Raw genomic sequence first — 25,500 nt, forward strand, 5'->3', positions numbered from 1 at the left:
CCCTGACTGGTCAAAGCGATTCCATGATCTCGCCGGAAATATCCGCGTTGTGGTAGACATTCTGGACATCATCCAGATCTTCGAGCATATCAATGAGCTTCAGGATGGTTTCTGCGCCGTCCCGATCCAGCTCAACCCGCGTGGCCGGAACCATGGTTACTTCGGCATTGTCCGGTACCAGCCCGGCATTGACCAGCGATTCCTTGACGTCCAGAAACTGCTCGGGTGTGGTGACAATTTCCCAGGATCCGTCGTACTGGCCTGCGAGGTCTTCGGCGCCAGCATTGAGAACGGCTTCCACCAGCCTGTCCTCTTCCCACTCCGGACCGTAGCTGATGATGCCCTGTTTGGTGAACAGGTAGGCTACCGATCCGTCGGTCCCGAGGTTGCCACCCATCTTGTTGAACGCGTGGCGTATCTCGGCAACAGACCGGTTTTTATTATCCGTCATGACTTCCACGAATATCGCCACACCACCCGGGCCATAGCCTTCGTAGGTCAGCTCTTCGTAGTTGTCATCATCGCCACCACCGGCGCCACGTTCTACCGCGCGCTCGATGGTGTCTTTTTTCATATTGGCGGTGAGCGCCTTGTCGATGACCGCGCGCAGGCGGGGGTTATCATCAGGATTACCCCCGCCCTGGCGCGCAGCTACGGTCAGCTCACGAATGATTTTGGTGAAGATCTTGCCCCGCTTGGCATCCTGTGCCGCCTTGCGGTGCTTGATGTTGGCCCACTTACTGTGACCCGCCATACAGCTCCTCTCTTAAATCATTGACTTACTGATTGCCCTCGCCGGCTTCCGCCTTGTTGCCTTCAACCGGCTTTGACGGCTTGCGCAGACGGATATGCAACTCACGCAGCTGCTTCTCGTCCACTTCGCCCGGCGCCTGAGTCATCAGGCAGGTGGCGCTCTGGGTTTTCGGGAATGCGATGACGTCACGGATGGACGTAGCGCCGGTCATCAACATGACCAGACGGTCCAGGCCGAACGCCAGACCACCATGGGGCGGGCAGCCGAACTTAAGGGCATCCAACAGGAAACCGAACTTGGCGCGGGCTTCTTCTTCACCGATTCCCAAGATCCGGAACACCGCTTCCTGCATTTTCTCATCGTGAATACGGATGGAACCGCCACCCAATTCGGTGCCGTTCAACACCATATCATAGGCACGAGAGAGCGCGTTGGCCGGATCTGCAGCCAGCTCTTCCGGGCTGCAGGAAGGCGCGGTGAACGGGTGATGAATCGCGGTGAGGCCGCCGTCCGGAGTCTCCTCGAACATCGGGAAATCCACAACCCAGAGCGGTGCCCACTCGGACGTCAGCATGTCCAGATCGTGACCGATCTTGATGCGCAGTGCGCCCAGGGCCTCGTTGACCACATTGGTCTTGTCCGCGCCGAAGAACACGATGTCACCGTCTTCGGCACCCACGCGCTCCATGATAGCGAGCGCAACGTCATCACCCAGGAACTTGATGATCGGGGATTGCAGGCCTTCTACGCCCTTGGAGAGGTCATTGACCTTGATGTAAGCCAGCCCTTTGGCACCGTAGATGCCTACAAACTTGGTGTAGTCGTCAATCTGCTTGCGAGTCAGCTCGCCACCTTTCGGTACACGCAAAGCGGCTACACGGCCTTTCGGATCTTTGGCTGGGCCGGCGAATACCTTGAAGTCCACGCCTTCAACCAGATCGTTCACATCCAGCAACTCAAGCGGGATCCGCAGATCCGGCTTGTCGCTGCCATAACGCTGCATGGCCTCGGCATAAGGCATCTGCGGGAAGGACGGCAGCTCTACATCCAGAACATCCTTGAACAGCGAACGGATCATGTCCTCGTTCAACTTCATCAGGGTCTCTTCGTCAATAAAAGAGGCCTCAATGTCTACCTGGGTAAACTCCGGCTGACGATCCGCACGCAGGTCTTCATCCCGGAAACACTTGGCAATCTGGTAGTAACGGTCGACACCAGACACCATCAGCAGCTGCTTGAACAGCTGCGGCGACTGCGGCAGTGCGAAAAAAGAACCCTCATGGGTACGGCTCGGCACCAGGTAATCCCGCGCACCTTCCGGCGTAGCACGGGTCAGGATGGGCGTTTCCACATCCATGAAGCCGTTGCTGTCCAGATAGTTACGGATGTAGCTGGTTACCCGGGAACGGAAACGCAGGCGGTTGATCATTTCCGGGCGACGCAGGTCTACAAACCGGTAGCGCAGACGCACGTCCTCGCCAACGTCGACATGCTCATCCAGCGGGAACGGCGGGGTCGCTGCGGCGTTCAGAATGCTCAGCTCCTTGCCCAGAAGCTCAACCTGCCCGGTCGGCATGTTGTTGTTTTCTGTGCCGGCAGGACGGCGACGCACCCGACCGGTTACCTTGATCACGAACTCGCTACGGACTTTTTCCGCAAGCGCAAAGCTCTCAGGGGTATCAGGATCAACAACCACCTGAGACATACCATCCCGATCCCGCAGATCCAGGAAGATAACCCCACCGTGGTCACGGCGGCGGTGGACCCATCCGCAAAGTGTGACTTCCTGATCGATGTGGGATTCGTTAATCCCACCGCAATAATGACTGCGCATACCGGTTCCCGTTACGTTTAATGTGTTCGTTTATCACAGATGTCTGGGCAAGCTGGTGGCGATGGCTTTCCGAAACCGTGCGGAGCCATGGATGGCCGAGCCGAGCGTACATGGATGTATTCACAGCGTGTTTCGGAAAGCCATCGCCACCAGCTTGCTTGCAGCATGTCTGGATCGCAAAAATTAACTCGCGACCTTACTCGAAAAGCCGCCCATTATAAACACAATGACGCTGAAAATCAGGCGCCCCTGGAGCGTAAATTGGAAGGCAGGATGACTGCCGGATTTTAGAGGGCTAGAATGCTGATTTTAAACGGCATAGGGATGGAGTCTCACCTTGGCAACGAGAGCGGAGCAGAAACTGAAAACGCGGCGGGCACTGATGGATGCGGCGCTTTCGCAACTGAGTGCCGATCGAGGCTTTGGGAGCCTGAGCTTGCGGGAAGTTGCCCGGGAGGCGGGCATCGCTCCGACGTCCTTCTACCGGCACTTTGCGGAGCTTGATGAACTTGGGCTGGCGTTGGTGGATGAGGGCGGTGTAGCGCTCAGGCAACTGATGCGTCAGGCCCGCAAGCGGATTGCCCGGGACGGTGGCAGCGCCATTTCGACCTCCGTGGAAACCTTCATGGAGTATCTGGGCAACAACGCGAACCTGTTCCGGCTGATGCTCCGGGAGAGAACCGGGGTATCCAAGCCGTTCCGGACGGCGGTGAAGGCCGAGATCGATCATTTTGTCACGGAACTGGCGGATGACCTCCGGCGGATCGCCGATGAGCAGAACAGACCGCTTTCCGAGGCAAGGCTGGTGGCCGAGGCCATGGTGACACTGGTGTTCAACCAGGGTGCCGAGGCACTGGACGCGACGTCGAAAGAACGCGAAGAGCTTAAGGCCAAGCTGAAAACCGAGCTCAGGATGATTCTGGTCGGCTCCCAGACTCTGGCAAAGCGCCCGTAATCTGAGCGGGCTTTAAACGCCCGATTTCAGTTCCGCCAGCACCGGCGCCAGCCGTTGCCGAACCTGCTCCAGCTCCTCATCGGTATAAGGTACCGGCGCCTGCTTGCCCCAGATCGGACCCGGCCAGGCCGGATCCCCCTCGAATCGCACGATATGATGAAGATGAAGCTGGGGCACCATGTTGCCGAGGGCCGCAACGTTCATCTTGTCACCGCCAAAGACCTCCATCATCGCTTCACTGAGAGTCGAGGACTCGCGGACCAGCTGGTGCTGCTGATCCGCCGATAACTGGTAAATCTCCCGGATCCCGGCAACCGCCGGAACCAACAGAACCCACGGCCAGGTACTGTCGTTCATCAACCGGATTTCACACAGCGAGGTGCTTCCAAGGCCCATCGTGTCGGCCTCCAGTCGCTCATGTAACCGGAAAACCGCCGGTTCACTCATGATTCCCTCCCCATTATCTGGATTTACTCCGAGTGGAACTGCGTGCGGCCACGGCCGATGGCGTAGTAGATAAGGCCGTAACGTTCCAGCATCTCTGGCTCGTAGAGATTGCGGCCGTCAAAGACCACAGGCTCGCGAATGGTCGCAGCAATGGATTCAAAGTCCGGCGAACGGAATTCCTTCCACTCGGTGCAAATCGCCAGCACGTCTGCGCCCTTGAGCGCCTGCTCTTTGGTGCCGCAAAGAGTCAGGCCATCCTGGTCACCATAGATTCGCTGGGTTTCTTCCATCGCCTCGGGATCAAAGGCCTGCACCCTGGCACCCGCCTTCCAGAGATCTTCCATCAAGGTGCGGGAGGAAGCTTCACGCATATCATCGGTATTGGGCTTGAACGCCAACCCCCAGAGCGCAACGACCTTGCCCTCCAGCTTGCCACCAAAATAGTGACTGATCTTGTCAAACAGGACGTGTTTCTGGGCGTAATTCACCCCTTCCACAGCATTCAGCAGGCGCGCTTCATAACCACAGTCACTGGCGGTTCGGGCCAGGGCCTGAACATCCTTCGGGAAACAGGACCCGCCGTAGCCACACCCCGGATAGATGAAGTGGTAACCGATCCGCGGGTCGGAACCAATACCCCGGCGTACGGCTTCGATATCGGCACCCAACCGCTCTGCCAGATTGGCTATTTCGTTCATAAAGCTGATCTTGGTGGCCAGCATCGAGTTGGCCGCGTATTTGGTGAGTTCCGCAGACCGCAGATCCATAAAAATCATGCGATCATGATTGCGGTTAAACGGGTAGTAGACTTCCCGCAGAAGCTCCGCCGCCCTCTCGCTGTCGGTACCAACAACAATACGATCAGGCTTCATGAAATCGTTTATCGCAGCGCCTTCCTTGAGAAACTCGGGGTTGGACACCACATCGAAATCCAGCTCCAGACCACGCCGATCCAGCTGGGCGCGAACCGCAGCCCGAACCTTGTCGCCGGTGCCAACGGGTACGGTCGACTTGTCGACCACCACCTTGTAGTCCTCCATATGCTCGCCAATGGAGCGCGCAACCGCGGTCACGTACTGGAGGTCCGCAGAGCCATCTTCGTCCGGAGGCGTACCCACGGCAATAAACTGCAAGGTACCGTGGCGAACCGCTTCTTCTGTATCGGTTGTGAAGGACAGGCGACCCGCTTCCACCGTATGTTTGACGATGTTGTCCAGGCCTGGCTCATAGATGGGAATCTGGCCATTCTTGAGCTTTTCGATCTTGCCCTGGTCCACGTCCATACAAAGAACGTTATGACCAACATCCGCCAGGCATGCACCAGTCACCAGGCCCACATACCCTGTTCCAAAAATCGTTATTTTCATCCTTTAAATCCCGATACAAGTACTGAAAGGTTATTCGGTGTCGTCGGCTTTTTTCTTATGCCAGATCGCTTCCCACGCCAAAGCGGTGCCGACAATGGTATCCAGATTGTCGTAGTCTGGCTGCCAGCCCAGGGTCTGGCGAATCAAGGTGTTGTCCGCCATGAGCCCTGCCGGATCGCCGGCGCGCCGGCCGGTTTCGGTAACCGGGAAGTCAACGCCGGATTGCGCCTTGACCACATCAATCACTTCCCGAACCGTAAAGCCGCGACCATAACCGCAGTTCATGACCTTCGAGTGACCACCATTGGCCATATAGTCCAGCGCCATCACGTGGGCCTTGGCCAGATCTTCCACATGGATGTAGTCGCGAATGCAGGTGCCATCCCGGGTATCGTAGTCGGTACCGAAAATACTCATTCCGTCACGCTGGCCGGTCACGCACTCACAGGCCACCTTGATCAGATGCGTGGCTTCAGGTGTCGCCTGCCCCAGCAGCCCTTCTGGATTGGCGCCCGCCACATTGAAGTAACGGAGAATCACGTAGTTGAGACTGGAGGCTGCAGCCAGATCCATAATCATCCGCTCGCTCATCATCTTGGACGCGCCGTAGGGATTAATCGGAGCCAGCGGCAGATCCTCGGTGAGCACCGTTTGCTCAGGCATGCCATAGACGGCCGCAGTAGAGGAAAACACCATGTAGGGTACGTCGTGTTTTTCGACCGCTTTCAGGAGGTTCAGGGTATTTCGGGTGTTGTTGCTGTAGTACTTCAATGGGTTGGCAACAGACTCGGGCACCACAATATTGGCCGCAAAATGCAGAACCGCTTCAAACCGGTGACGGGAAAACAGATCCTCCACTGCCGCTTCATCGGCCAGATCTCCAACCACCAGTTCGCCAGCAGTCACCGCCCAGCGGTAGCCTGTGGAGAGGTTATCGAACACCACGATGTCGTGACCGGCCTGGCCCAGCTGGCGAACCACATGACTGCCAATATACCCGGCTCCGCCGGTAACGAGGACTTTCATAGGCGAGAACTACTCCTTCCCTGAATTCTGTTTGCGCAGACGCCGGATCTCTGCCCGCCGCCGGCTGAAAAACTCACTGATCACCCGGCTGCACTGATCGGATAGCACACCGCCAACGGCAGTCACGTCCCAGTTCAGATGGGGCTCTTCAAGCGTTCGGCGTGCGGACTCTATCGCTCCGGCCTTGGGCTCGGCTGCGCCATATACTAGCCGACTGATGCGGCCATGAACGATGGCGCCCACGCACATAGTACAGGGCTCCAGAGTAACGTAAAGCGTGGCATCGGGCAGCCGGTAATTGCCGACTCGAGCAGCAGCATCGCGCAGGGCCCGGATTTCCGCGTGGGCAGTGGGATCGCATCCGGAAATCGGCGCATTAAATCCGGCACCGATTTCCTTGCCATCCATAACCACCACTGCGCCAACAGGCACTTCGCCTTTTGCTGAGGCCTCACCTGCGAGCTGCAGAGCGCGATTCATCCAGTATTCGTCTTCCGCTGCCACCTTAGACATCGGACCCAGTCATCTGACGCTTATTCCCACTCAATCGTCGCCGGCGGCTTGGATGAAACATCGTACGTCACTCGTGAAACGCCGGTGATCTCATTGATAATCCGGTTGGAAACGGTTTCCAGAAGATCATAAGGCAGGTGCGCCCAGCGGGCGGTCATGAAATCGATGGTTTCAACGGCACGCAGTGCCACCACGTATTCATAGCGGCGTGCATCCCCGACCACGCCCACCGACTTGACCGGCAGAAATACTGCAAAAGCCTGGCTGGTCTTGTGGTAAAAATCCGCCCGGTGCAGCTCTTCCAGGAAAATGGCATCCGCCCGGCGCAGGATATCGGCGTATTCCTTTTTCACTTCACCCAGGATGCGAACACCCAGGCCCGGCCCCGGGAACGGGTGACGGTATACCATGTCGTACGGCAAGCCGAGCTCCAGACCGATCCGGCGCACCTCGTCCTTGAACAATTCCCGCAGGGGCTCAACCAGCTTCATTTTCATGGTTTCCGGCAGGCCGCCAACGTTGTGGTGGGATTTGATCACGTGCGCCTTGCCGGTCTTGGAGGCGGCAGATTCGATCACGTCCGGATAGATCGTACCCTGGGCCAGCCAGTTCACGTCCTTGATATTGGCGGCTTCATCGTCGAACACGTCGATAAAGGTGTTGCCGATAATCTTACGCTTCTGCTCAGGATCACTGACGCCCTTGAGCTTCGACAGGAACAGGTCTTCGGCATCAACCCGAATCACTTTCACACCCATGTTGCTGGCGAACATGTCCATCACCTGGTCGCCCTCGTGAAGACGCAGGAGGCCATTGTCCACGAACACGCAGGTCAGCTGATCACCGATTGCCCTATGCAGCAGCGCAGCTGTTACCGACGAGTCGACGCCACCTGACAAGCCAAGCAGCACCTTGTCACTGCCGACCTGCTCACGAATCTGCTGAACCGCATCATCCACGATCTTGGCCGGTGTCCAAAGAGCCTCACAGTTACAGATATTGAGGACGAAGTGCTCGAGGATCCGCTTGCCCTGAAGAGTGTGGGTTACCTCGGGATGGAACTGAACACCGTACAGATTCCGACTGAGATCCTGCATCGCAGAAATTGGCGCGCTCTCGGTGGAGGCCAGAAGCTCAAAGCCTTCCGGCATCGCCACAACCTTGTCGCCATGGCTCATCCACACGTCCAGCAGGGACTCGCCAGCAGGCGTCAGATGATCGGTGATATCCGCCAACAGCGGGCCCTTGGCGCGCACCTTCACCTGGGCATAACCAAACTCACGCTTCTCGGAGCTGGCCACGCGACCTCCGAGCTGCTCTGCCATGGTCTGCATGCCGTAGCAGATGCCGAGAATCGGAATGCCGCGATCAAACAGCCCTTTCGGGGCACGGGGACCGCCCAGTTGAGTAACCGACTCCGGACCACCCGCAAGAATAATCCCTTTGGGATTGAACTCATTGAGCTCTTCATCGGTGATATCGAACGCCTTGATCTCACAGTAAACGCCGATCTCCCGCACACGGCGAGCAATCAGCTGGGTGTACTGGGAACCGAAATCGAGAATCAGGATGCGGTGGTCGTGAATGTTCTGGGCCATGGAGTCCTCGGAGCTGAATAAACAACGCGGCCCTCTGGGGGCCGCGTCTGGTAAGGCAATGATTAACCGATACGGTAGTTTGGCGCTTCTTTGGTAATGGTTACGTCATGGACGTGGCTCTCGCGCATGCCGGCATTGGTGATCCGCACAAATTCCGGCTTGGTGCGCATTTCTTCCATGGTGGCACTACCGGTGTAGCCCATGGAGGCCCGAAGACCACCAATCAGTTGGTGCACGATGTTGCGCATCGGCCCCTTGCAGGCAACGCGACCTTCGATGCCTTCCGGTACCAGCTTCTCGATGCCTTTGCTGGCATCCTGGAAGTAACGGTCGCTGGAACCCTGCCCCATGGCTCCGATCGAGCCCATGCCCCGATAGGCCTTGTAGCTCCGGCCCTGGAACAGCTCAACTTCGCCCGGCGCTTCATCCGTACCAGCCAACAGGCTGCCAATCATAACGCTGTGGGCGCCAGCGGCAATCGCCTTGGCGATATCACCAGAGAACCGGATGCCACCATCGGCGATCAGTGGCACGCCACGGTCTTTAAGAGCTGCGGCGACGTTGGAAACCGCAGAAATCTGGGGAACACCAATACCGGCAACAATCCGTGTGGTGCAGATGGAACCAGGACCGATTCCCACCTTTACAGCATCTGCGCCGGCATCTGCCAGGGCGATGGCTGCGTGAGACGTGGCAATGTTACCGCCGATTACCTGCACATCCGGGAAATTCTTCTTGATCCAGCGAACGCGCTCGATAACGCCACGGGAATGCCCGTGAGCCGTATCCACCACGATGACATCAACGCCGGCCTCGGCCAGTGCCGTAATTCGCGCTTCGGTGTCGCCACCGGTACTGACGGCAGCACCTACCCGCAGACGACCCTGGTCGTCCTTGCAAGCCAGCGGATAGTCTTTCGCCTTCTGGATATCCTTGACGGTGATCAGCCCGCGCAGCTCAAAGTTGTCGTTAACAACCAGAACCTTTTCGATACGGTGACGATGCAGCAGCTCTTTAACGTCATCCAGACTGGCCCCTTCCTTGACAGTTACCAGTTTGTCCTTGGGTGTCATGATGTCCCGAACCAGCGTATCCATGCGGCTTTCGAACCGTATATCGCGACCAGTGACAATACCGATCAGGTCGTGGCCGTCCACCACCGGAAGTCCGGAAATACTGTTCGCCATGGTGATATCGACCAACTCGCGAACGGTGGTCTCTGGCGATACGGTGATCGGATCCTTGACAACACCGCTTTCAAACTTCTTGACCTTGCGGACTGCCGCCGCCTGTTGCTCAACGGTCATGTTCTTGTGCATGATGCCGATACCGCCTTCCTGGGCCATGGCGATAGCCAACTCCGCCTCAGTAACGGTATCCATTGCGGATGACAGAAGAGGAATGTTGAGGGTGATACCCTTGGTCAGCTGGGTCTGCAGGCTGACCTCGTGGGGCAGAACTTCTGAATATCCGGGAACCAGCAGAACGTCATCAAATGTGAGGGCTTCTTCGGCAATTCGCAGCATTGGGATCCGCCTTTTGATCGTGCTAAGTTGGGAATTTCCGTGCTGTACCCGCGGCGGTACAGCAAAGCAAAATCCTTAATCGATCTATTATAATGGCGCTCTCGGGGACAGTAAACCGGCCCGTTTTTAAGGTTCGATTGCATCTTTTTGAAATTTCGCTATTTTTACCCTCCCCTTTTTCGGCTATTGCGTATGTATAACGACGGATCAGCACCGGCAACGCCGCACTTTCAGGACACCCGCCCCCGGGCACTGAGCGTCAGTGAACTGAACCACCAGGCCAGACACTTGCTGGAATCCAGCTTCATGCAGGTTTGGGTGGAAGGCGAACTGTCAGGATTTTCACGCCCTTCATCCGGCCACTGGTATTTTTCCCTGAAAGACCGGAAATGCCAGGTTCGCTGCGCCATGTTCCGGGGAATGAACCAGCGTATCCGGACATTGCCAAAGGAGGGAGATCAGGTACGAATCCGCGGCAAGGTTACACTCTATGAGAACCGCGGTGATTTCCAGATTATCGTTGAGCACATCGAGCCGGCAGGCCTCGGTGCCCTGCAACAAGCCTTCGAGGAGTTGAAACGCAAGCTGTTGGCCGAGGGCCTGTTTGACCAGGCCCGCAAAAAACCGCTGCCCTCATTGCCGAGACACATCGGGGTGGTCACCTCACCCACTGGCGCCGCAATACACGACATACTGACTGTTCTTGCCCGTCGCTGCCCCGCCATTCCGATCACGCTTTACCCGACGGCCGTACAAGGCAAAGCGGCCACGGCCGACATTGTCCGCGCCATTGAGGCCGCCCAGAGCCACGGCGTTGCCGACGTGCTGATCATCGGTCGCGGCGGCGGTTCTCTGGAAGATCTCTGGTGCTTCAACGAAGAATCGGTAGCCCGCGCCATTGCCGCCTGCCAGATTCCCACCGTCAGCGCTGTCGGCCACGAAGTGGATGTCACCATTGCGGATTTCGTGGCGGATCTGCGAGCGCCAACGCCCTCGGCGGCAGCTGAAAAGATCTCACCGGATCAGTCTGACTGGCTCAGACAGCTTGGGGAGCGTGAATCCCGGCTATCCAACGCCATCGGTCTCGCTCTCAAGCGCCTGAGCACCCAGCTCGGGCATCTGGGAGCGCGGTTGCGGGACCCCAGAAGGGAGCTTCTGGAAAAGGCTCAGCGCATGGACGAACTGGAGTTGCGGCTGAAGAAGGTCATTCAGCAACGCCTGTCGAGCGTTAGCGTTCGCAATGACCACCTGCGCCAGAGACTGGCCATGCAATCACCCCGCCGCCAGCTCACGGAAGGCCAGGAAGCCCTGCAGCGCGTGAACGAGCGACTGACTACCGTTATTCAACAAAATCTGAAACAGAGCCGCGCCAACCTGGAACATGCGGCCCAGACCCTGAATGTTGTCAGCCCCCTCGCGACGCTGGGCCGGGGCTATGCCATCGTGCGCGACAACAACGGAAACATTCTTCGGGATGCCTCAAACGTTAATCCGGGCGACACCATCTCAGCCCGAGTTGCGCGGGGCGAAATGACTGCGAAGGTGACTTCGGTCAAATCTACAGAAGAAACTGGCCCCTAGCGCCCCCAGACTAAGCCAATGGTCTACTAGTCCATGATTTCAAACGGCCTAAAGTTGTCAGGAAACATACTAAAACAACAACAGGCACGATGAGGTGGAATGTATGGACTACCACTCGGAGTTCCGGCGGTCGATCGACAAACCGGACGACTTCTGGCGTGAGCAGGCGGACAGAATTGACTGGATTGAGCCGCCGAAAACCATCTGGCAGCCAACCGACAATGGCCATGGGCAATGGTTTCCCGACGGCACCCTGAACACCTGCGATGTCGCGCTGGATGCCAACATCCGCGCGGGGCGCGGCGAGCAGAAAGCACTGATCTACGATTCTCCGGTTACCGATACCCAGCGCTCCTACACGTACAACGAACTGACCGATGAAGTGGCCCGGTTTGCTGGCGCCCTGAAAGATCGCGGCATCACCAAGGGCGACCGGGTCATCATTTACATGCCGATGATTCCAGAAGCTGTCATTGCCATGCTGGGCTGCGCGCGGATTGGCGCCATTCATTCGGTGGTCTTTGGCGGATTTGCAGCCCACGAACTTGCGGTTCGCATTGACGACGCCAAACCCAAGGCGGTCATTACCGCCTCCTGCGGCATCGAAGTTGCCCGGGTGATCGAGTACAAGCCTCTGGTCAACAAGGCCATCGACCAGGCCAGCCACAAACCCGAAACCTGCATTGTTTACCAGCGCCCTCAGGTGCAGGCGGATCTTCAGGATGGCCGTGACCACGACTGGAACGAGCTGATGAAAACGGCCAAGGCGGCCGATCCTGTGCCCGTCAAGTCAACCGACCCCCTCTATATCCTTTACACATCCGGCACCACCGGTAAGCCCAAGGGTGTGGTGCGCGACAATGGTGGTCACGCGGTCGCGCTGAACTACAGCATGAAGCTGGTCTACGACGCGAAACCCGGTGACGTTTACTGGGCCGCCTCTGACGTTGGCTGGGTGGTCGGCCATAGCTACATTGTGTATGCCCCGCTGTTTGCCGGCTGCACCACCATCCTTTATGAGGGTAAGCCGGTGAAAACGCCGGATGCCGGTGCCTTCTGGCGGGTAGTTCAGGACCACAAAGTGAATATGCTGTTTACCGCGCCCACCGCATTCCGAGCCGTCCGGAAGGAAGACCCGGAAGCGGATCAGTTGTCACGCTATGACATCAGCTCGCTAAAACGCCTGTTCCTGGCTGGCGAACGCCTGGATCCGGCCACCTACGAATGGCTGAAGGAACATACCGGCCTGCCAGTGCTTGACCACTGGTGGCAGACCGAAACCGGCTGGGCCATCTGCTGCAACCCGGTGGGTATCGAATTAATGGCCACTAAACCCGGATCGGCGACTGTGCCCTCCCCGGGCTACAACGTCCAGGTCGTGGATATGAACGGCGGCCAGATGCCTGCAGGAGAGCAGGGGCAGATTGCGGTGAAACTGCCGCTGCCGCCAGGCTGCATGATGACGGTCTGGGGTGATGACGAGCGGTTCCGAAAAACCTATCTGGAGCCGATTCCGGGATTCTACAGTTCCGGCGACGGTGGTTTTATTGACGATGACGGCTATGTGTTCGTGATGGGCCGTACCGATGATGTGATCAATGTGGCCGGCCACCGTCTTTCCACCGGTGAGATGGAAGAAGTGGTTGCTTCCCACCCGGCCATCGCCGAGTGCTGCGTGGTCGGTGCGCACGACGATATGAAAGGACAGATCCCCATCGGACTGGTTCTGATCAAGGACGGAGCAACCATCGACCACGACGAACTCGAAGACGAACTGGTGGAGATGGTTCGCGACAAGATTGGCGCCATAGCCTGTTTCCGCCGCGCTCTGGTAGTGGATCGCCTGCCAAAGACTCGTTCCGGCAAGATTCTGAGACGGGTTATCCGTCAAATCGCCGATGGTGAGGAGTACACAGTGCCAAGCACCATTGATGATCCCGCCATTCTGGAAGAAATCAGCCAGCAGTTCCGCCACTGACAAAGGCGTTCATCACCTGCCCGCCCCCGCTTTAAGGGGAGCGGGCATTTTTTGTTCAATCAAATCCCAAGCCATTGTTTTTGCCGACAATAAAACCTGCATGAAAGCTGCAAAATTTCGTTGACGCACCATAAAGTCGGTCTATACTGAAATTGCTGTGAAAATACAGCGGTATTTGGTGAATGCGTTTCAACGTCCTGCCGAAGTGCTCTTCGTTGCCCCTTCCTCAGTACTCTCTGGATTTCTCAGCACCGATTCCATGTGGAATTTTGAAGGTCCCGTGAGGGCAAATTACAGGAAGACAGGAAAGATCAATGTCCGATACTAAAACCGGCCACGTTAAGTGGTTTAACGAGTCCAAAGGCTTTGGCTTCATCGCTCAGGACGGTGGCAGCGACGTGTTTGTTCACTACAGCGCAATCAACGCAAGCGGTTTCCGCACCCTGACCGAAGGCCAGCAGGTGCAGTTCACCGTGACACAGGGCCCCAAAGGCCCGCAGGCGGAAAACGTAACCCCGGTCTGAGGGACTACGCTCCGTCCTTTGCCCCTCACGGGCATCGGAAAACCAACAAGCCGGCATTCGTGCCGGCTTGTGTCGTCAGGGCACCAGGTTATCAGGCGCCCGCCGTTTCAACTTCAACGTCTTTCTTGGGCATATCAACACCCACGGCCTGGGCCACCGCCGAAAACAAAGCCTGCAGGGTGGCGGATGTCGTGTCTTCCGCAAGAGCCGCCGCGCTGCAATGCCTGCCGCTTGCGGTCAAGCGAATACAGGCCAGCGCATTGGCATTGGTGCCCTCACCCAACGCAAACTCGTCGTAAGCCTCGACAGCAATGGAGATACCAAAGCGCTTCTCCAGCGCCTCGGATACGGCTTCCACCGCGCCCAGCCCATGGCCATCCAGACGAACCGGCGACGCATCGCGACCCACCGACACCTCGGCATGCACACCCTCTTCATCCCGATGCAGGTCGTAGGACCGCAGCGCCCAGTCGGCGTGGACCTTCAGATAACGATCCTCGAACAGACGATGAATGGTCAGGGAGTCGATCTCTCCGCCGTTGGTTTCCGCTTCTCTCTGGACCACCTTGCTGAACTCGATCTGCAGCCAGCGCGGCAGGCTGATGTTGTAATCCCGCTCCAGCACATAAGCCACACCGCCCTTGCCAGACTGACTGTTGATGCGCACCACTTCCTCGTAGCGGCGACCAACATCGAACGGGTCGATGGGCAGATAGGCGACATTCCAGATCTCGCCATCCTTGCGGCGGGCCAGACACTTGCGAATAGCGTCCTGATGACTGCCGGAGAAGGCGGTGAACACCAGTTCGCCGGCATAAGGGTGCCGCGGATGGGTGGAAATCTCGGTGCAGGCCTCAACCACCTCGGTGATCTCCGCCATGCCAGACAGATCCAGTGTGGGATCAATGCCCTGGGAGTAAAGGTTCATGGCCATGGTCACCAGGTCCATGTTGCCGGTACGCTCGCCGTTACCCATCAGGGTACCTTCGACCCGGTCGGCTCCCGCCATCACCGCCAGCTCGGCCGCGGCCACGGCACAACCGCGATCATTGTGGGTATGCACACTGATGCTGATGTGTTCACGGCGCTTGATGTTGTCGCAGATCCACTCGATCTGGTCGGCGAACACATTCGGTGTCGCCATTTCAACGGTGGCAGGCAGGTTGATGATCATCGGCTGCCCCTCTTCCGGACGCCACACCTCGCTCACGGCATCAATCACTTCCGCAGCGAAATCCAGCTCGGTACCGGTAAAGCTTTCCGGCGAATACTGGAAGGTCCACTCGGTCTCCGGGTGACGCGCGGCGATGTCGCGAACCAGTTTGGCACCATTGACGGCAATGTCTCTGATACCGTCACGATCCAGACCAAACACCTGCTCCCGCTGAACTGTGGAGGTAGAGTTATAGACATGCACGATTGCTTTCCGGGCACCAGCCAAAGCTTCATAGGTGCGTTCGATCAACTCAGGGCGGGCCTGGGTCAGCACCTGTATCTTCACATCCTCGGGGATGCGATTTTCTTCAATCAACTTGCGGCAGAAATCGAAATCCGGCTGGCTGGCAGCTGGAAAACCGATCTCGATTTCCTTGAAGCCCAGCTTGACCAGCAACTCGAACATCCGCGTTTTCTGGGCGACAGACATGGGCTTCACGAGCGCCTGGTTGCCATCCCGGAGATCCACGGCACACCAGGTGGGCGCCTTCTCGATGACTTTGTCCGGCCAGCGACGGTCAGTTTTGGCAACAGGTTTGAACGCAACGTATTTGCGATGATCGAAAGCCATGCGTGTAATTCCTTGCGGTTTCCGGAGTGAAATTTTCAATGTGTACAGGTTAACGCGATAAAGCTGGAATTTGATTGCGAACTTCGATGCGAATGGGTACTTTATAATTTATATATTGCTCGCCAAACATCATTTGTAGAATTTTATGGCTGAAAATCAGAAAACCCTCGTCAAAATTGACAAGATGGACCGTCGAATCCTCGAACACATCCAGCAGGATGGTTCCCTGACCAACCAGGAACTGGCAGAAAAAGTCGGGTTGTCTCCGTCACCCTGCCTGCGTCGTGTGAGAGCCCTTGAGGATGCCGGCATTATTGTCAGAACCGTCACAATACTCGACCACAAGAAACTCGGCCTCTCGCTGACGGCAATCATCCTGATCGGGATGGATCGACACACCCCCGAACGTTTTGCCGCGTTTGAAGAGCAGGTGGCCGAATACCCGGAAGTGCAGGAGTGCTACCTGATCACCGGCCAGGACGCCGATTACATGCTCAAGGTGGTGGTACCGGACATGGACCACTACCACCATTTCCTGCTGAACCGCATCACCCGCATTCAGGGGGTCAGCGGCGTGCATTCGAGCTTTGTGCTCCGAAGGGTGATCGACAGTACCGCCCTGCCCCTGGGTTATCTCTCCTGATTCAGGCTAAAAGCTCGCGAACATACGCCCGGGCCATGCACTTGAGCTCTTCCACCAATTGCCGGCCCTGCGCCTCCGGCAGGGTCACGGCCAGCCGAAGCACAGTGCCCGCAGACCTTGGCAGTAGCAGGCTCGCAGTCCAGCGCCGGTCTTCCGGAATCTGGGGGCATTCCGCTCGGAGCTTCTCATCCAGGTCGCGGGCGTTGGTGTAAAGCTCTCTGAGGTCCAGCTCCCTGAGTTCCGGCATCGCCTCAACACCACTCCAGATAGCTGAATAGGCGGGCTCATGACGGTAGAACTCGTAGAACTGATCAATGAGAACGTCTACCGCTTCAACCAGACTCAGTTCCTGCAGACGCTCTCTCAGGGCACGCTCCATCTTCTCCACATGCTGTTCGGCAATGGCATGAACGATGGCCGCCTTGTTGGGAAAATACCGGTACAGTGAGGCCAGGGACATTCCGGACTGCCGGGCAATGGCGGACATACTGACTGCGTCAACGCCGGTCTCGTGAAAAATCATGGCGGCATGGCGAAGGATGGCGTTGACGCGCTCCCGGCTGCGCGCCTGTACCGGCCGGCGCCGCGGGGCCACATCAATAGATTCGTCGGTCATCATCTGTACCTTGTGCAACAGGCTCCGTACAATAATGGCCACTTTACGACAAATAAAGGCTCCGGCGGGCCAACCGCCGCCTGTCCATTAGTCTAACACTTCAGATTTTTTACAAACGGAAGACACGATGCGAGCAAGCCGTTACCTGATTGCCACCCAGAAAGAGACCCCCGCTGACGCCGAGATCATCAGTCACCAGTTGATGTTGCGCGCCGGCATGATCCGAAAACTGGCCGCCGGGCTGTACACCTGGTTGCCCATGGGCCTGCGTACTCTGCGTAAGGTTGAGCGGATTGTTCGTGAAGAAATGGACAAGAGTGGTGCCCAGGAAGTGTTGATGCCGGCGGTCCAACCGGCAGAGCTCTGGGAGGAATCCGGGCGCTGGACCCAGTACGGCGGCGAACTGCTGCGGATGAAAGATCGTCATGGCCGGGATTTCTGCTTCGGGCCGACCCACGAAGAGGTAATTACTGACCTGATCCGGAATGAGATCAGCAGCTACAAAGAGTTGCCGGCCAACTTCTACCAGGTCCAGACCAAGTTCCGGGACGAGCGGCGCCCCCGGTTCGGCGTGATGCGGGCCAGGGAATTCCTGATGAAGGATGCTTACTCGTTCCACCTTAACCCAGAATCGCTGAACGAAACCTATCAGCTGATGCATCACACCTACTGCGCCATCTTCGACCGTTTCGGTCTGGATTACCGTGCGGTTCAGGCGGACTCTGGCGCCATTGGCGGCAGTGCGTCGCACGAGTTCCATGTGCTCGCGTCTTCCGGCGAAGATGACATCGTGTTCAGCACAGACAGTGATTACGCGGCCAACATCGAGAAAGCCGAGGCGGTAGCTCCGAGCGGTACCCGCCCTGCGCCGGCCGAAGAGATGAAGGAAGTTGCCACGCCGGACCAGAAAACCATCGAGGCGGTGTCAGCGTTGCTGGGCATTGATCCCACTCGCACGGTCAAGACTCTGCTGGTGAAGGCCGAGGCGGACGAAGACGGCAATTCCGGCCTGGTTGCACTGGTTCTCCGCGGGGATCACACCCTCAACGAAATCAAGGCCGAAAACCTGGCCGGCGTCGCCGAGCCTCTAACCATGGCCACCGATGAGGAAATCGAACAGGCCGTGGGCTGCAAGGCCGGGTCTATCGGCCCGGTAAAGCTCAACTTACCGGTCATTGTTGACCGCAGTGCGGCCCACCTGGCCGACTTTGCCTGCGGCGCCAACCGTGAAGGTTTCCATCTGACTGGCGTGAACTGGGAGCGAGACGTGGCACTTGATCGCGTGGAGGACCTGCGCAATGTGGTTGAGGGCGACCCCAGCCCGGATGGCAAGGGCACTCTGGAGATCCGGCGCGGGATTGAGGTCGGGCATATCTTCAAACTCGGCAACAAATACAGTACCGCCATGAACGCCACGGTTCTGGATGAGAACGGCAAGACCGTGACCATGGAGATGGGTTGCTACGGCCTCGGCGTTTCCCGGGTTGTTGCCGCAGCCATTGAACAGAACCACGACGAAAACGGCATCATCTGGCCGGACGCCATTGCGCCTTTCCAGGTGGCCATCGTCACACTGAACGCCCACAAATCACCCACGGTTGCCGAAGCCGGCGAAAAGCTTTACGAGCAGCTGCGCCAGGCCGGCTACGACGTGCTTCTGGATGACCGAAAAGAGCGTCCGGGTGTGAAGTTTGCCGATATGGAACTCATCGGTATCCCGCACCGGTTCGTGGTGTCCGAACGCGGTCTGGCTGCCGGTACGCTTGAGTACAAAGGCCGGAGGGATGCGGAGAAACAGGATGTGCCGGTGGCTGAAGCGCTGCCCTTCCTGGTAAACGCCTCGCCTCGCAAAGGGCTTTAACCACATGCCCGCCGCCGGCGGGCGAACCTCTGACGGCACCCGGCTGCAAGGGTGCTGTCAGGGGTTTTCTTTTCCCGTACCACCCACGATTCCCGGTTCAATTTCCAAAGTGACTCCGAACCGCCCCGCCACGGATTGACGAATTTTCTCAGCAAGCTTGAGTATGTCGGCCCCAGTGCCGCCCGAATGGTTAATCAAAACCAGAGCCTGCCGGTTATGAACGCCCACCCGGGCATTCCGGAAACCCTTCCAGCCACTTTGATCAATGAGCCAGGCCGCCGCCAGTTTGACGCCCTGCTCCTGAGGATAAGCCACAATATCGGGGTTACGTTCCCTGAGAGATTCAAACGTTGCGCTATCCACCACCGGGTTTTTGAAGAAACTTCCGGCGTTAGGAATGATGTCCGGATCCGGCAGCTTGCGGCGACGGATTGCCATCACAGCCTCCGCCACGTGCAACGGACCAAGAGCGGTTTGCGGCGTATCAGCAAGGTATTCCTCCAGATCCCGATACCCGAGCAAAAGGGGCCGCGTGCGCGACAGAGCCAGACGGATTTCAGTGATGACGTAACGGCCCGGAGTCTGTTTGAACAGGCTGTCGCGATAAGCGAACCGGCACTCCGCGTTCTCGAGAACGACCAGCTCACCAGTCTTACGGTCGAGGGCTGTAACCGATTCAAGACAATCGCAGAGTTCGACCCCGTAAGCACCAATATTCTGGACCGGAGCGGCACCCGCGGTTCCGGGAATCAGCGCAAGATTTTCAATGCCGCGATAACCGGCACGGGTGGCATATAGGACCGCCTCATGCCAGTTCTCACCTGCGCCGAGAACCAGGGTAGCCTTGTGATCTTCAATGTGCTCCCAGCGGCGGCCACGAATGGCCAGGCGAACCACCAGCCCCGAAAAATCACCCGCGAATACCAGGTTGCTTCCACCGCCGAGAATCAGCACTTCCAGGTCTTCGGAGGCAGCCCAGTTTAGAGACTGGACCAGCTCATCGGAGGTGTGAACCTTCACATAAAAACGAGCCCTGGCGGGCACATGTAGGGTGTTCAGTGCCTCCAGCTCGACGTTTTCCTGGATTTCCGGCCGCTGCTTCAAGCCAGGCGCCCCCGGATATCTGCCAGCAGGCCTTCGCCAGCCTCGTTTATCAGATCCAACACGGTTTCGAACCCTTCCTCACCGCCATAATAGGGATCTGGCACTTCGTGATGGGCCGAGCGGCCATACTCCAGAAATAGCGCTGGCCGGGTGCCGCCGTTCTGGTGCCAGACATCCTTGATGTCTGCAAGATTCTGGCGATCCATGACCAGTACGTAGTCAAAGGTATCGAGATCTTCCGGACTGAACTGACGTGCTCGCAATCCGCTGATATCGATACCCCGGCGCAGGGCAGCCTCCTGGGCGCGGGTATCCGGGCTCTTGCCAATATGCCAGTGTCCGGTGCCACACGAGTCGATGTATATCTGATCCGCGAGGCCGGCTTGCGCGACCAGGGAACGAAACACACCCTCGGCAGTGGGCGAGCGACAGATGTTCCCCAGACAAACAAAAAGCACCTTTACCGGTTCAGCCATGGTCGGTCTCTCTCCTTTCCAGCCAGTGGCGCACCCTTTGCAGATCAGCCTCTGTATCAATGCCACCCTGCGGGTTCACGGCGGCCACATCCACATGGATCCTGGCGCCATTGTATAGCGCCCGCAACTGTTCCAGTGATTCGGTAACCTCTGTAGGGGCTGGCGCCCAGCTCACAAACTCACCAAGAACCGACGCGCGATAGCCGTAAATGCCAATGTGCCGGAAATACCCGATGTTGTCTGGCAAAGACCTGTCGACGCCCGTCAACGGTGTTCCTTCCTGCCACTGGTCCCGGGCCCACGGAATCGGCGCGCGGCTGAAATAGTGCGCCATCCCCTGGTGATCAAACACCACCTTTACAATGTTGGGATTGAAGACCTGCTCCGGGTCATGGATTCGTTCACACAGGGTTGCAATAGCGGCTTCCGGATGAAACTCAAGGTTGTCTGCCACCTGATTGATCAGTTCAGGTGGAATCAGTGGCTCGTCGCCCTGAACGTTGACTACCCGGTGATCGGCCGCAAACCCGAGTTCCCGAGCGACTTCTTCGAGGCGGTCAGTGCCACTGGCGTGATGGGGGGATGTCATGACCACCTCGGCACCAAAGCCTTCGCAAGCGGAGCGGATTCGTTCATCGTCGGTGGCCACAACCACCCGGTCTGCCCGGCTTTCCGCAGCACGCTCACATACGTGCTGGATCATGGGCTTTCCGGCAATGTCCGCCAGCGGCTTTCCTGGCAGACGACTGGAGGCATAGCGAGCCGGAATCACAACGGTAAAAGACATGACGTAACTACCCCGGTGGACTTGGGTTTAGCGCTTGTGCAGACGCTCATCGGTGGACAGGGTCCGGGCCTCTGTGGCCAGCATTACAGGAATTCCCTCACGGATCGGGAATGCCATGGCGTCCTGGTAACAGACCAGCTCGGTTCTGTCCTCGTTGAGCTTCAGATCGCCCTTGCACACTGGACAGGCCAGCATTGCCAACAGTTTCTTATCCATCTTGCTTACTCACTTGAAATCACGAAGTTATAGGCTCGGAACACTGACGAACCCGGGCCAGAAAAGCATCCCGGAACGGCCCCGGCAACCTGGCCTCGACCACCAGGCTCCACGCATTCTCGGGCGCGAACTCCCGGCATTTCACCGCATCCTTTGCCGTCATGACAATCCATTCATCGGTCTCGGTTGTCAGATCCTCCGGGCGGAACCGGTGATGATCCGGAAAAGCCGACTCGGTCACCGAAGCACCCAGCGCCCTGAGCGTATCGAAAAACCGGGCCGGATTGCCGATGCCCGCAACCGCCTTAACCGTTTTTCCCTTCAGGTCGCCCACAGCTCTGGACGCCCCCGATTTGAGGTGGACCAAGGTCGTCGGCTCCAGAACCATGGAATAGATGGCCGGATGGTCAACGCCGGCAAAGCTCTCCAGAGCCTGCTCCGGGAGCTGCTTGTCATTTACGATAACAAAATCCACGGAAGCGAGCCGGGAAACCGGCTCTCGCAGGGGACCAACCGGGATCAGGGCGCCGTTGCCGATGCCACGCTGCCCATCAAATACCGATAGCTCAAGATCCCTGGGCAGTTTGTAATGCTGGAGCCCATCGTCGCAGATCAGCACATCACCGAGGTTGTTCTCGAGAGCGTAATCGGCTGCGCGTCGCCGTCGAGGATCAACCACGACCGGGCAACCTGTGCTGAGCGACAGCATGACCGGCTCGTCACCGGCTTTGATGGGGCTGGTATCTGCCGTGACTTCCAGCGGGTATTGGCCCGCATCACCGCCATACCCCCTACTGAGGATCACCGGCCGCCAGCCAGCAGATGCCAGTTCAGAGACCAGCCAGGCGGTGAGCGGCGACTTCCCGGTTCCGCCTGCAGTGATATTGCCAACTACAATCACTGGAACGGGCAACGACGCATCCCGTGCTTCCCAGGCCGCGCGGCGGCGAGCCTCGGCGATGCTTCGGTACAACCAGGACAAGGGCGCCAGAAAAAACAGGGGCCGTTTGCTGCCATACCAGAGACGGTCAACCAACGAACTCAGGGCGGATTTCACCCCACTCATGCCTGCTCGCTGAACTGCATCTGGTGAAGTTGCGCGTAAGCGCCGCCAGCCGCAAGGAGTTCGTCATGGCGCCCGGACTCTGCAATGCGTCCGTTATCCATCACCAGAATCCTGTCGGCTTTCTCGATAGTGGAAAGGCGATGGGCGATGACCAGTGTGGTACGGCCCTGCATCACCGTTTCCAGCGCCTCCTGGATATGGCGTTCAGATTCGGTATCCAGCGCCGAAGTGGCCTCGTCAAGGATCAGAATCGGCGCATTCTTCAGCAGTGCCCGGGCGATGGCCAGCCTCTGCCGCTGCCCACCCGAGAGCATTACACCGTTATCGCCGATCATGGTGTCCAGGCCTTCGGGCATGCGGTCGATGAACTCGAGAGCATGGGCCTTGGCGGCGGCTTCCCGAATTTCCTCGGGGCTGCAATCTCTCAAGGCACCATAGGCGATGTTGGCAGCGATGGTGTCGTTGAACAGAACAACGTTCTGGGTGACCAGCGCGATCTGTTTCCGCAGGGCTTTCAGGGAAAAATCACGGAGCGAATGGCCGTCGATCCGGATGTCGCCGCCGGTATACTCATAGAACCTCGGCAACAGGCTCACCAGCGTGGACTTTCCGCTCCCGGAGCGACCGACCAGAGCCACGCTCTGTCCTGCCGGAATGCTCAATGAGATGCCTTCCAGAACATTGTCCAACTGATCACGGTAACTGAACGCGACGTTGTCAAACTCGATATCGCCATCAACGCGATCCGGTGCGTAAGTGCCCGGATCCTGCTCAGGGGATTCATCGATGGTTTCGAAGACATCGTAGGCCGCAGCAACACCCTTCTGAATCTTTGCGTGGACCGAGGTCACCTGCCGGATGGGCTTTGCCATGGTGGTCGCAGCCGTAATAAAAGCAACCAGTTGCCCCGTGGTCATTTCGCCACGGATTTCCGGCGCCAGCATCATCCAGACCAGACCGGCAATGGCAATGGCCACCAGCACCTGAATCACCGGAACACTGATCGCCTGAGTCGACGCCATCTTCAGACTTTGCTTGAGGTTCTTTTCATTAACCTCCTGAAAACGCTGACGTTCGTAATCCTCGCCACCAAAAGTCCGAACAACCCGGTAGCCAGTAATCGATTCGGAGGCCACGTGGGTGATGTCGCCCATGGACCCCTGGATGCGCTTGCTGATCTTGCGAAAACGCTTGCTGGCATAGCTGACAACGGCGGCAATAAGTGGCCCTACTGCCAGGAAAATCAGCGTGAGTTTCCAGTTGGTGTAGAACATGTAGCCCAGCAGACCAACGATGGTCAGGCCTTCGCGAAGCGTGATGGTCACAGCGTTGGTCGTGGCCTCCGCCACCTGCTCCACGTTGAAGGTAAGCTTGGAGACCAGGCGCCCGGCTGCATTGTCGTCAAAGTAGCGGGAGGGCAAGGTCATCAGGCGATCAAATACATCGTTGCGTAGTGCATTGATGACCTGGCGACCGACATAGCTGATGAAATACTGGCTCAGGAAGGTGCCCAGGCCCCGGAATGCAAACACCCCGACTATGACCAGGGTAAGCATCAGGCGGTTCTGGTCGGTGGGGTTCTCGATGGCGGCAATGACGTATTCCATTGCAGCCGCCATGCCGGTTGAGGCGGCGGCATAGATGATGTTGCCGAGTACCGCCAGGGAGAACGCCAGGAGGAACGGCTTAACATAGGCAAGCAGGCGCTTGTAGGTTTCCCAACTACCTGCCGGTAACCCGGCCGAGGGGGCGGGCAGAGGCTCGGTTCCCTTCACTGGCTCTCAGCCTCCCGCTCAGTGGTAATGCTGAGCTTGGCGAATCCCAGCCGCCCGGCGACATCCATGGCCCGAACCACAAACTCGTGGGGAGTGCGGGCATCGGCGGTGATAATGAACGGGAGCGAATTGTTGCCCTCAGCCAGCTCACGCACACCCCGCTCAAGGGTCTCGCGCCGATTGTTGACCAGCGTCCGGTCATTCAGGATGTATTGCCCCTCGGCATTGATCACCACGTCAATCTGTTGCACTTCCGACGCCGGCGCGGGCTCGCCACTGGCCTCGGGGAGCTCCACCTGCAAATGGCTTTCCCGGGTAAAGGTTGTGGAAACCATGAAGAAAATCAGCAGCAGGAACACCACGTCAATCAATGGTGTCAGGTCTACCCCGACTTCCTGGCTTCTCTGGCGCTTGAACTTCACGGCGTTCAGGCTCCTTCCACGTCGATTTCGCGGTCTCCGTGCACTACCTCAACCAGCTTGATGGCTTCCTGCTCCATACCGACAACCAGCTCATCCACCCGGCGGATAAAATAGCGATGGCAGATTAGCGCCGGAATGGCCACGCTCAGACCGGCAGCCGTGGTGATCAGCGCCTCGGAGATACCGCCCGCCAGGTTACCCGCGTTGCCGACCCCGGCCAGCTGAATCTCGGCAAACACCTTGATCATGCCAATTACGGTGCCCAGAAGACCCAGCAGAGGGGTAATGGTTGCCACAGTCCCCAGAGGGTTCAGGAAGCGCTCGAGATCATGAATAACCTGGCTGGCCTCGTGCTCGATGCTCTCTTTCATGATTTCGCGGCCATGCTTTGCGTTGAGCAGGCCACCGGCCAGAATCCGACCCAGGGGCGAGGAACCCTGCAGGGCTTTCAGCTTCCGGCCATTGAGTTCTTTTTTCTTGATCCAGCGCCATAACTCGTTAATGGTCTGGGGAGGCGCTACCCTGGAAGCGCGAAGAGTCCAGATACGCTCCAGAATGATGGCCAGCGCCAGAATGGAACAGGCAACAATTGGCACCATCAGAATGCCACCGGCTTTCAACAGCTCGAACACGCTTGGTCTCCCT

At 58.0% G+C, this 25,500-nt stretch carries 24 protein-coding genes; 6 read left to right on the forward strand and 18 right to left on the reverse strand.

The window, feature by feature from the left end:
* Window positions 1-10: 10 nt before the first annotated feature.
* Together WA411_RS07380 and aspS are read right to left on the reverse strand one after the other, a co-directional pair.
* Complete coding sequence (locus WA411_RS07380; protein ID WP_291907354.1) at window positions 11-754, reverse strand: YebC/PmpR family DNA-binding transcriptional regulator; 744 nt, start codon at window positions 752-754, stop codon at window positions 11-13.
* A gap of 25 nt (window positions 755-779) precedes the next feature.
* Window positions 780-2,588 (reverse strand): aspartate--tRNA ligase, encoded by a 1,809-nt coding sequence (aspS, locus tag WA411_RS07385; protein WP_209397034.1) that lies wholly within the window; start codon window positions 2,586-2,588, stop codon window positions 780-782.
* 337 nt (window positions 2,589-2,925) lie between these two features.
* Between aspS and fabR the strand changes: the two genes are divergently transcribed.
* Window positions 2,926-3,543: an HTH-type transcriptional repressor FabR gene (fabR, locus tag WA411_RS07390; protein ID WP_069183416.1), complete on the forward strand. Its 618-nt coding sequence runs from the start codon at window positions 2,926-2,928 to the stop codon at window positions 3,541-3,543.
* Between the two features lie 12 nt (window positions 3,544-3,555).
* Here fabR and WA411_RS07395 read toward each other — a convergent pair whose 3' ends face one another.
* The 6 genes from WA411_RS07395 to guaB all read right to left on the reverse strand — a co-directional run bounded on the left by WA411_RS07395 (window position 3,556) and on the right by guaB (window position 10,020).
* Complete coding sequence (locus WA411_RS07395; RefSeq protein ID WP_069183415.1) at window positions 3,556-3,990, reverse strand: HIT domain-containing protein; 435 nt, start codon at window positions 3,988-3,990, stop codon at window positions 3,556-3,558.
* Window positions 3,991-4,013: 23 nt separating this feature from the next.
* The gene (locus WA411_RS07400; RefSeq protein ID WP_291907348.1) at window positions 4,014-5,357 is read right to left on the reverse strand and encodes a UDP-glucose dehydrogenase family protein; all 1,344 of its coding nucleotides are present in this window, start codon (window positions 5,355-5,357) and stop codon (window positions 4,014-4,016) included.
* Window positions 5,358-5,387: 30 nt separating this feature from the next.
* Window positions 5,388-6,383, reverse strand: a complete 996-nt coding sequence (galE, locus tag WA411_RS07405; protein WP_291907345.1) for a UDP-glucose 4-epimerase GalE — start codon at window positions 6,381-6,383, stop codon at window positions 5,388-5,390.
* A gap of 9 nt (window positions 6,384-6,392) precedes the next feature.
* Window positions 6,393-6,896 (reverse strand): tRNA adenosine(34) deaminase TadA, encoded by a 504-nt coding sequence (gene tadA, locus WA411_RS07410; RefSeq protein ID WP_291907344.1) that lies wholly within the window; start codon window positions 6,894-6,896, stop codon window positions 6,393-6,395.
* A gap of 20 nt (window positions 6,897-6,916) precedes the next feature.
* Window positions 6,917-8,494: a glutamine-hydrolyzing GMP synthase gene (gene guaA / locus WA411_RS07415; RefSeq protein ID WP_291907342.1), complete on the reverse strand. Its 1,578-nt coding sequence runs from the start codon at window positions 8,492-8,494 to the stop codon at window positions 6,917-6,919.
* A gap of 62 nt (window positions 8,495-8,556) precedes the next feature.
* Window positions 8,557-10,020: an IMP dehydrogenase gene (gene guaB, locus WA411_RS07420; protein WP_069183410.1), complete on the reverse strand. Its 1,464-nt coding sequence runs from the start codon at window positions 10,018-10,020 to the stop codon at window positions 8,557-8,559.
* Window positions 10,021-10,212: 192 nt separating this feature from the next.
* Between guaB and xseA the strand changes: the two genes are divergently transcribed.
* From xseA to WA411_RS07435, 3 genes are all read left to right on the forward strand, one after another.
* Window positions 10,213-11,601 carry an exodeoxyribonuclease VII large subunit gene (gene xseA, locus WA411_RS07425; protein ID WP_291907338.1) on the forward strand — a complete coding sequence of 463 codons (1,389 nt, stop codon included), beginning with the start codon at window positions 10,213-10,215 and terminating at the stop codon, window positions 11,599-11,601.
* A 103-nt stretch (window positions 11,602-11,704) separates the two neighbouring features.
* Window positions 11,705-13,579, forward strand: coding sequence for a propionyl-CoA synthetase (locus tag WA411_RS07430; RefSeq protein ID WP_291907335.1), 1,875 nt, complete (start codon window positions 11,705-11,707; stop codon window positions 13,577-13,579).
* 314 nt (window positions 13,580-13,893) lie between these two features.
* Window positions 13,894-14,103, forward strand: a complete 210-nt coding sequence (locus WA411_RS07435) for a cold-shock protein (RefSeq protein WP_008169155.1) — start codon at window positions 13,894-13,896, stop codon at window positions 14,101-14,103.
* A gap of 91 nt (window positions 14,104-14,194) precedes the next feature.
* Here WA411_RS07435 and leuA read toward each other — a convergent pair whose 3' ends face one another.
* Entirely contained in the window at window positions 14,195-15,889 is a 1,695-nt protein-coding gene (leuA, locus tag WA411_RS07440) for a 2-isopropylmalate synthase (protein WP_291907316.1), read from the reverse strand.
* A gap of 145 nt (window positions 15,890-16,034) precedes the next feature.
* On the opposite strand from leuA, the gene WA411_RS07445 reads away from it, so the two are divergent.
* Window positions 16,035-16,532, forward strand: a complete 498-nt coding sequence (locus WA411_RS07445; protein ID WP_069183406.1) for an Lrp/AsnC family transcriptional regulator — start codon at window positions 16,035-16,037, stop codon at window positions 16,530-16,532.
* A gap of 1 nt (window position 16,533) precedes the next feature.
* Here the strand turns inward: WA411_RS07445 and WA411_RS07450 are convergent, their stop codons facing one another.
* Window positions 16,534-17,148 (reverse strand): TetR/AcrR family transcriptional regulator, encoded by a 615-nt coding sequence (locus WA411_RS07450; protein ID WP_349343010.1) that lies wholly within the window; start codon window positions 17,146-17,148, stop codon window positions 16,534-16,536.
* 127 nt (window positions 17,149-17,275) lie between these two features.
* Here WA411_RS07450 and WA411_RS07455 point away from each other — a divergent pair, with 127 nt between their 5' ends.
* Window positions 17,276-19,009, forward strand: coding sequence for a proline--tRNA ligase (locus WA411_RS07455; RefSeq protein WP_291907310.1), 1,734 nt, complete (start codon window positions 17,276-17,278; stop codon window positions 19,007-19,009).
* A 57-nt stretch (window positions 19,010-19,066) separates the two neighbouring features.
* On the opposite strand, the gene murB is transcribed toward WA411_RS07455, so the two are convergent.
* From murB to WA411_RS07495, 8 genes are read right to left on the reverse strand one after another with little or no spacing between them, the layout of a single operon-like run.
* Window positions 19,067-20,113, reverse strand: coding sequence for a UDP-N-acetylmuramate dehydrogenase (murB, locus tag WA411_RS07460; protein ID WP_291907306.1), 1,047 nt, complete (start codon window positions 20,111-20,113; stop codon window positions 19,067-19,069).
* Window positions 20,110-20,589 (reverse strand): low molecular weight protein-tyrosine-phosphatase, encoded by a 480-nt coding sequence (locus WA411_RS07465; protein ID WP_069183403.1) that lies wholly within the window; start codon window positions 20,587-20,589, stop codon window positions 20,110-20,112. The genes murB and WA411_RS07465 overlap by 4 nt, the downstream gene beginning before the upstream one ends.
* On the reverse strand, window positions 20,582-21,376 hold the full coding sequence (kdsB, locus tag WA411_RS07470; RefSeq protein ID WP_291907303.1) for a 3-deoxy-manno-octulosonate cytidylyltransferase: 795 nt from the start codon (window positions 21,374-21,376) through the stop codon (window positions 20,582-20,584). The genes WA411_RS07465 and kdsB overlap by 8 nt, the downstream gene beginning before the upstream one ends.
* A 27-nt stretch (window positions 21,377-21,403) precedes the next feature.
* Window positions 21,404-21,592, reverse strand: a complete 189-nt coding sequence (locus tag WA411_RS07475; protein ID WP_064230163.1) for a Trm112 family protein — start codon at window positions 21,590-21,592, stop codon at window positions 21,404-21,406.
* A 19-nt stretch (window positions 21,593-21,611) separates the two neighbouring features.
* Window positions 21,612-22,658, reverse strand: coding sequence for a tetraacyldisaccharide 4'-kinase (gene lpxK / locus WA411_RS07480; protein ID WP_291907295.1), 1,047 nt, complete (start codon window positions 22,656-22,658; stop codon window positions 21,612-21,614).
* Window positions 22,655-24,433 (reverse strand): lipid A export permease/ATP-binding protein MsbA, encoded by a 1,779-nt coding sequence (gene msbA, locus WA411_RS07485; protein ID WP_291907292.1) that lies wholly within the window; start codon window positions 24,431-24,433, stop codon window positions 22,655-22,657. The genes lpxK and msbA overlap by 4 nt, the downstream gene beginning before the upstream one ends.
* Window positions 24,430-24,855: an ExbD/TolR family protein gene (locus tag WA411_RS07490; RefSeq protein ID WP_014577411.1), complete on the reverse strand. Its 426-nt coding sequence runs from the start codon at window positions 24,853-24,855 to the stop codon at window positions 24,430-24,432. The genes msbA and WA411_RS07490 overlap by 4 nt, the downstream gene beginning before the upstream one ends.
* A gap of 5 nt (window positions 24,856-24,860) precedes the next feature.
* Window positions 24,861-25,487: a MotA/TolQ/ExbB proton channel family protein gene (locus WA411_RS07495; protein WP_069183399.1), complete on the reverse strand. Its 627-nt coding sequence runs from the start codon at window positions 25,485-25,487 to the stop codon at window positions 24,861-24,863.
* Window positions 25,488-25,500: the final 13 nt, after the last annotated feature.

Origin of the sequence: Marinobacter sp. CH_CUG1437-1 (genome assembly GCF_037029655.1) — a bacterium.
Classification (GTDB): domain Bacteria; phylum Pseudomonadota; class Gammaproteobacteria; order Pseudomonadales; family Oleiphilaceae; genus Marinobacter; species Marinobacter salsuginis.

Excerpts from the sequence above, each read along its gene's own strand:
- WA411_RS07380 (WP_291907354.1), bottom strand. The coding sequence starts at position 754 with ATGGCGGGTCACAGTAAGTGGGCCAACATCAAGCACCGCAAGGCGGCA.
- aspS (WP_209397034.1), bottom strand. The coding sequence starts at position 2,588 with ATGCGCAGTCATTATTGCGGTGGGATTAACGAATCCCACATCGATCAG.
- WA411_RS07395 (WP_069183415.1), bottom strand. The coding sequence starts at position 3,990 with ATGAGTGAACCGGCGGTTTTCCGGTTACATGAGCGACTGGAGGCCGAC.
- WA411_RS07400 (WP_291907348.1), bottom strand. The coding sequence starts at position 5,357 with ATGAAAATAACGATTTTTGGAACAGGGTATGTGGGCCTGGTGACTGGT.
- galE (WP_291907345.1), bottom strand. The coding sequence starts at position 6,383 with ATGAAAGTCCTCGTTACCGGCGGAGCCGGGTATATTGGCAGTCATGTG.
- tadA (WP_291907344.1), bottom strand. The coding sequence starts at position 6,896 with ATGTCTAAGGTGGCAGCGGAAGACGAATACTGGATGAATCGCGCTCTG.
- guaA (WP_291907342.1), bottom strand. The coding sequence starts at position 8,494 with ATGGCCCAGAACATTCACGACCACCGCATCCTGATTCTCGATTTCGGT.
- guaB (WP_069183410.1), bottom strand. The coding sequence starts at position 10,020 with ATGCTGCGAATTGCCGAAGAAGCCCTCACATTTGATGACGTTCTGCTG.
- xseA (WP_291907338.1), top strand. The coding sequence starts at position 10,213 with ATGTATAACGACGGATCAGCACCGGCAACGCCGCACTTTCAGGACACC.
- WA411_RS07430 (WP_291907335.1), top strand. The coding sequence starts at position 11,705 with ATGGACTACCACTCGGAGTTCCGGCGGTCGATCGACAAACCGGACGAC.
- WA411_RS07435 (WP_008169155.1), top strand. The coding sequence starts at position 13,894 with ATGTCCGATACTAAAACCGGCCACGTTAAGTGGTTTAACGAGTCCAAA.
- leuA (WP_291907316.1), bottom strand. The coding sequence starts at position 15,889 with ATGGCTTTCGATCATCGCAAATACGTTGCGTTCAAACCTGTTGCCAAA.
- WA411_RS07445 (WP_069183406.1), top strand. The coding sequence starts at position 16,035 with ATGGCTGAAAATCAGAAAACCCTCGTCAAAATTGACAAGATGGACCGT.
- WA411_RS07450 (WP_349343010.1), bottom strand. The coding sequence starts at position 17,148 with ATGACCGACGAATCTATTGATGTGGCCCCGCGGCGCCGGCCGGTACAG.
- WA411_RS07455 (WP_291907310.1), top strand. The coding sequence starts at position 17,276 with ATGCGAGCAAGCCGTTACCTGATTGCCACCCAGAAAGAGACCCCCGCT.
- WA411_RS07465 (WP_069183403.1), bottom strand. The coding sequence starts at position 20,589 with ATGGCTGAACCGGTAAAGGTGCTTTTTGTTTGTCTGGGGAACATCTGT.
- kdsB (WP_291907303.1), bottom strand. The coding sequence starts at position 21,376 with ATGTCTTTTACCGTTGTGATTCCGGCTCGCTATGCCTCCAGTCGTCTG.
- WA411_RS07475 (WP_064230163.1), bottom strand. The coding sequence starts at position 21,592 with ATGGATAAGAAACTGTTGGCAATGCTGGCCTGTCCAGTGTGCAAGGGC.
- lpxK (WP_291907295.1), bottom strand. The coding sequence starts at position 22,658 with ATGAGTGGGGTGAAATCCGCCCTGAGTTCGTTGGTTGACCGTCTCTGG.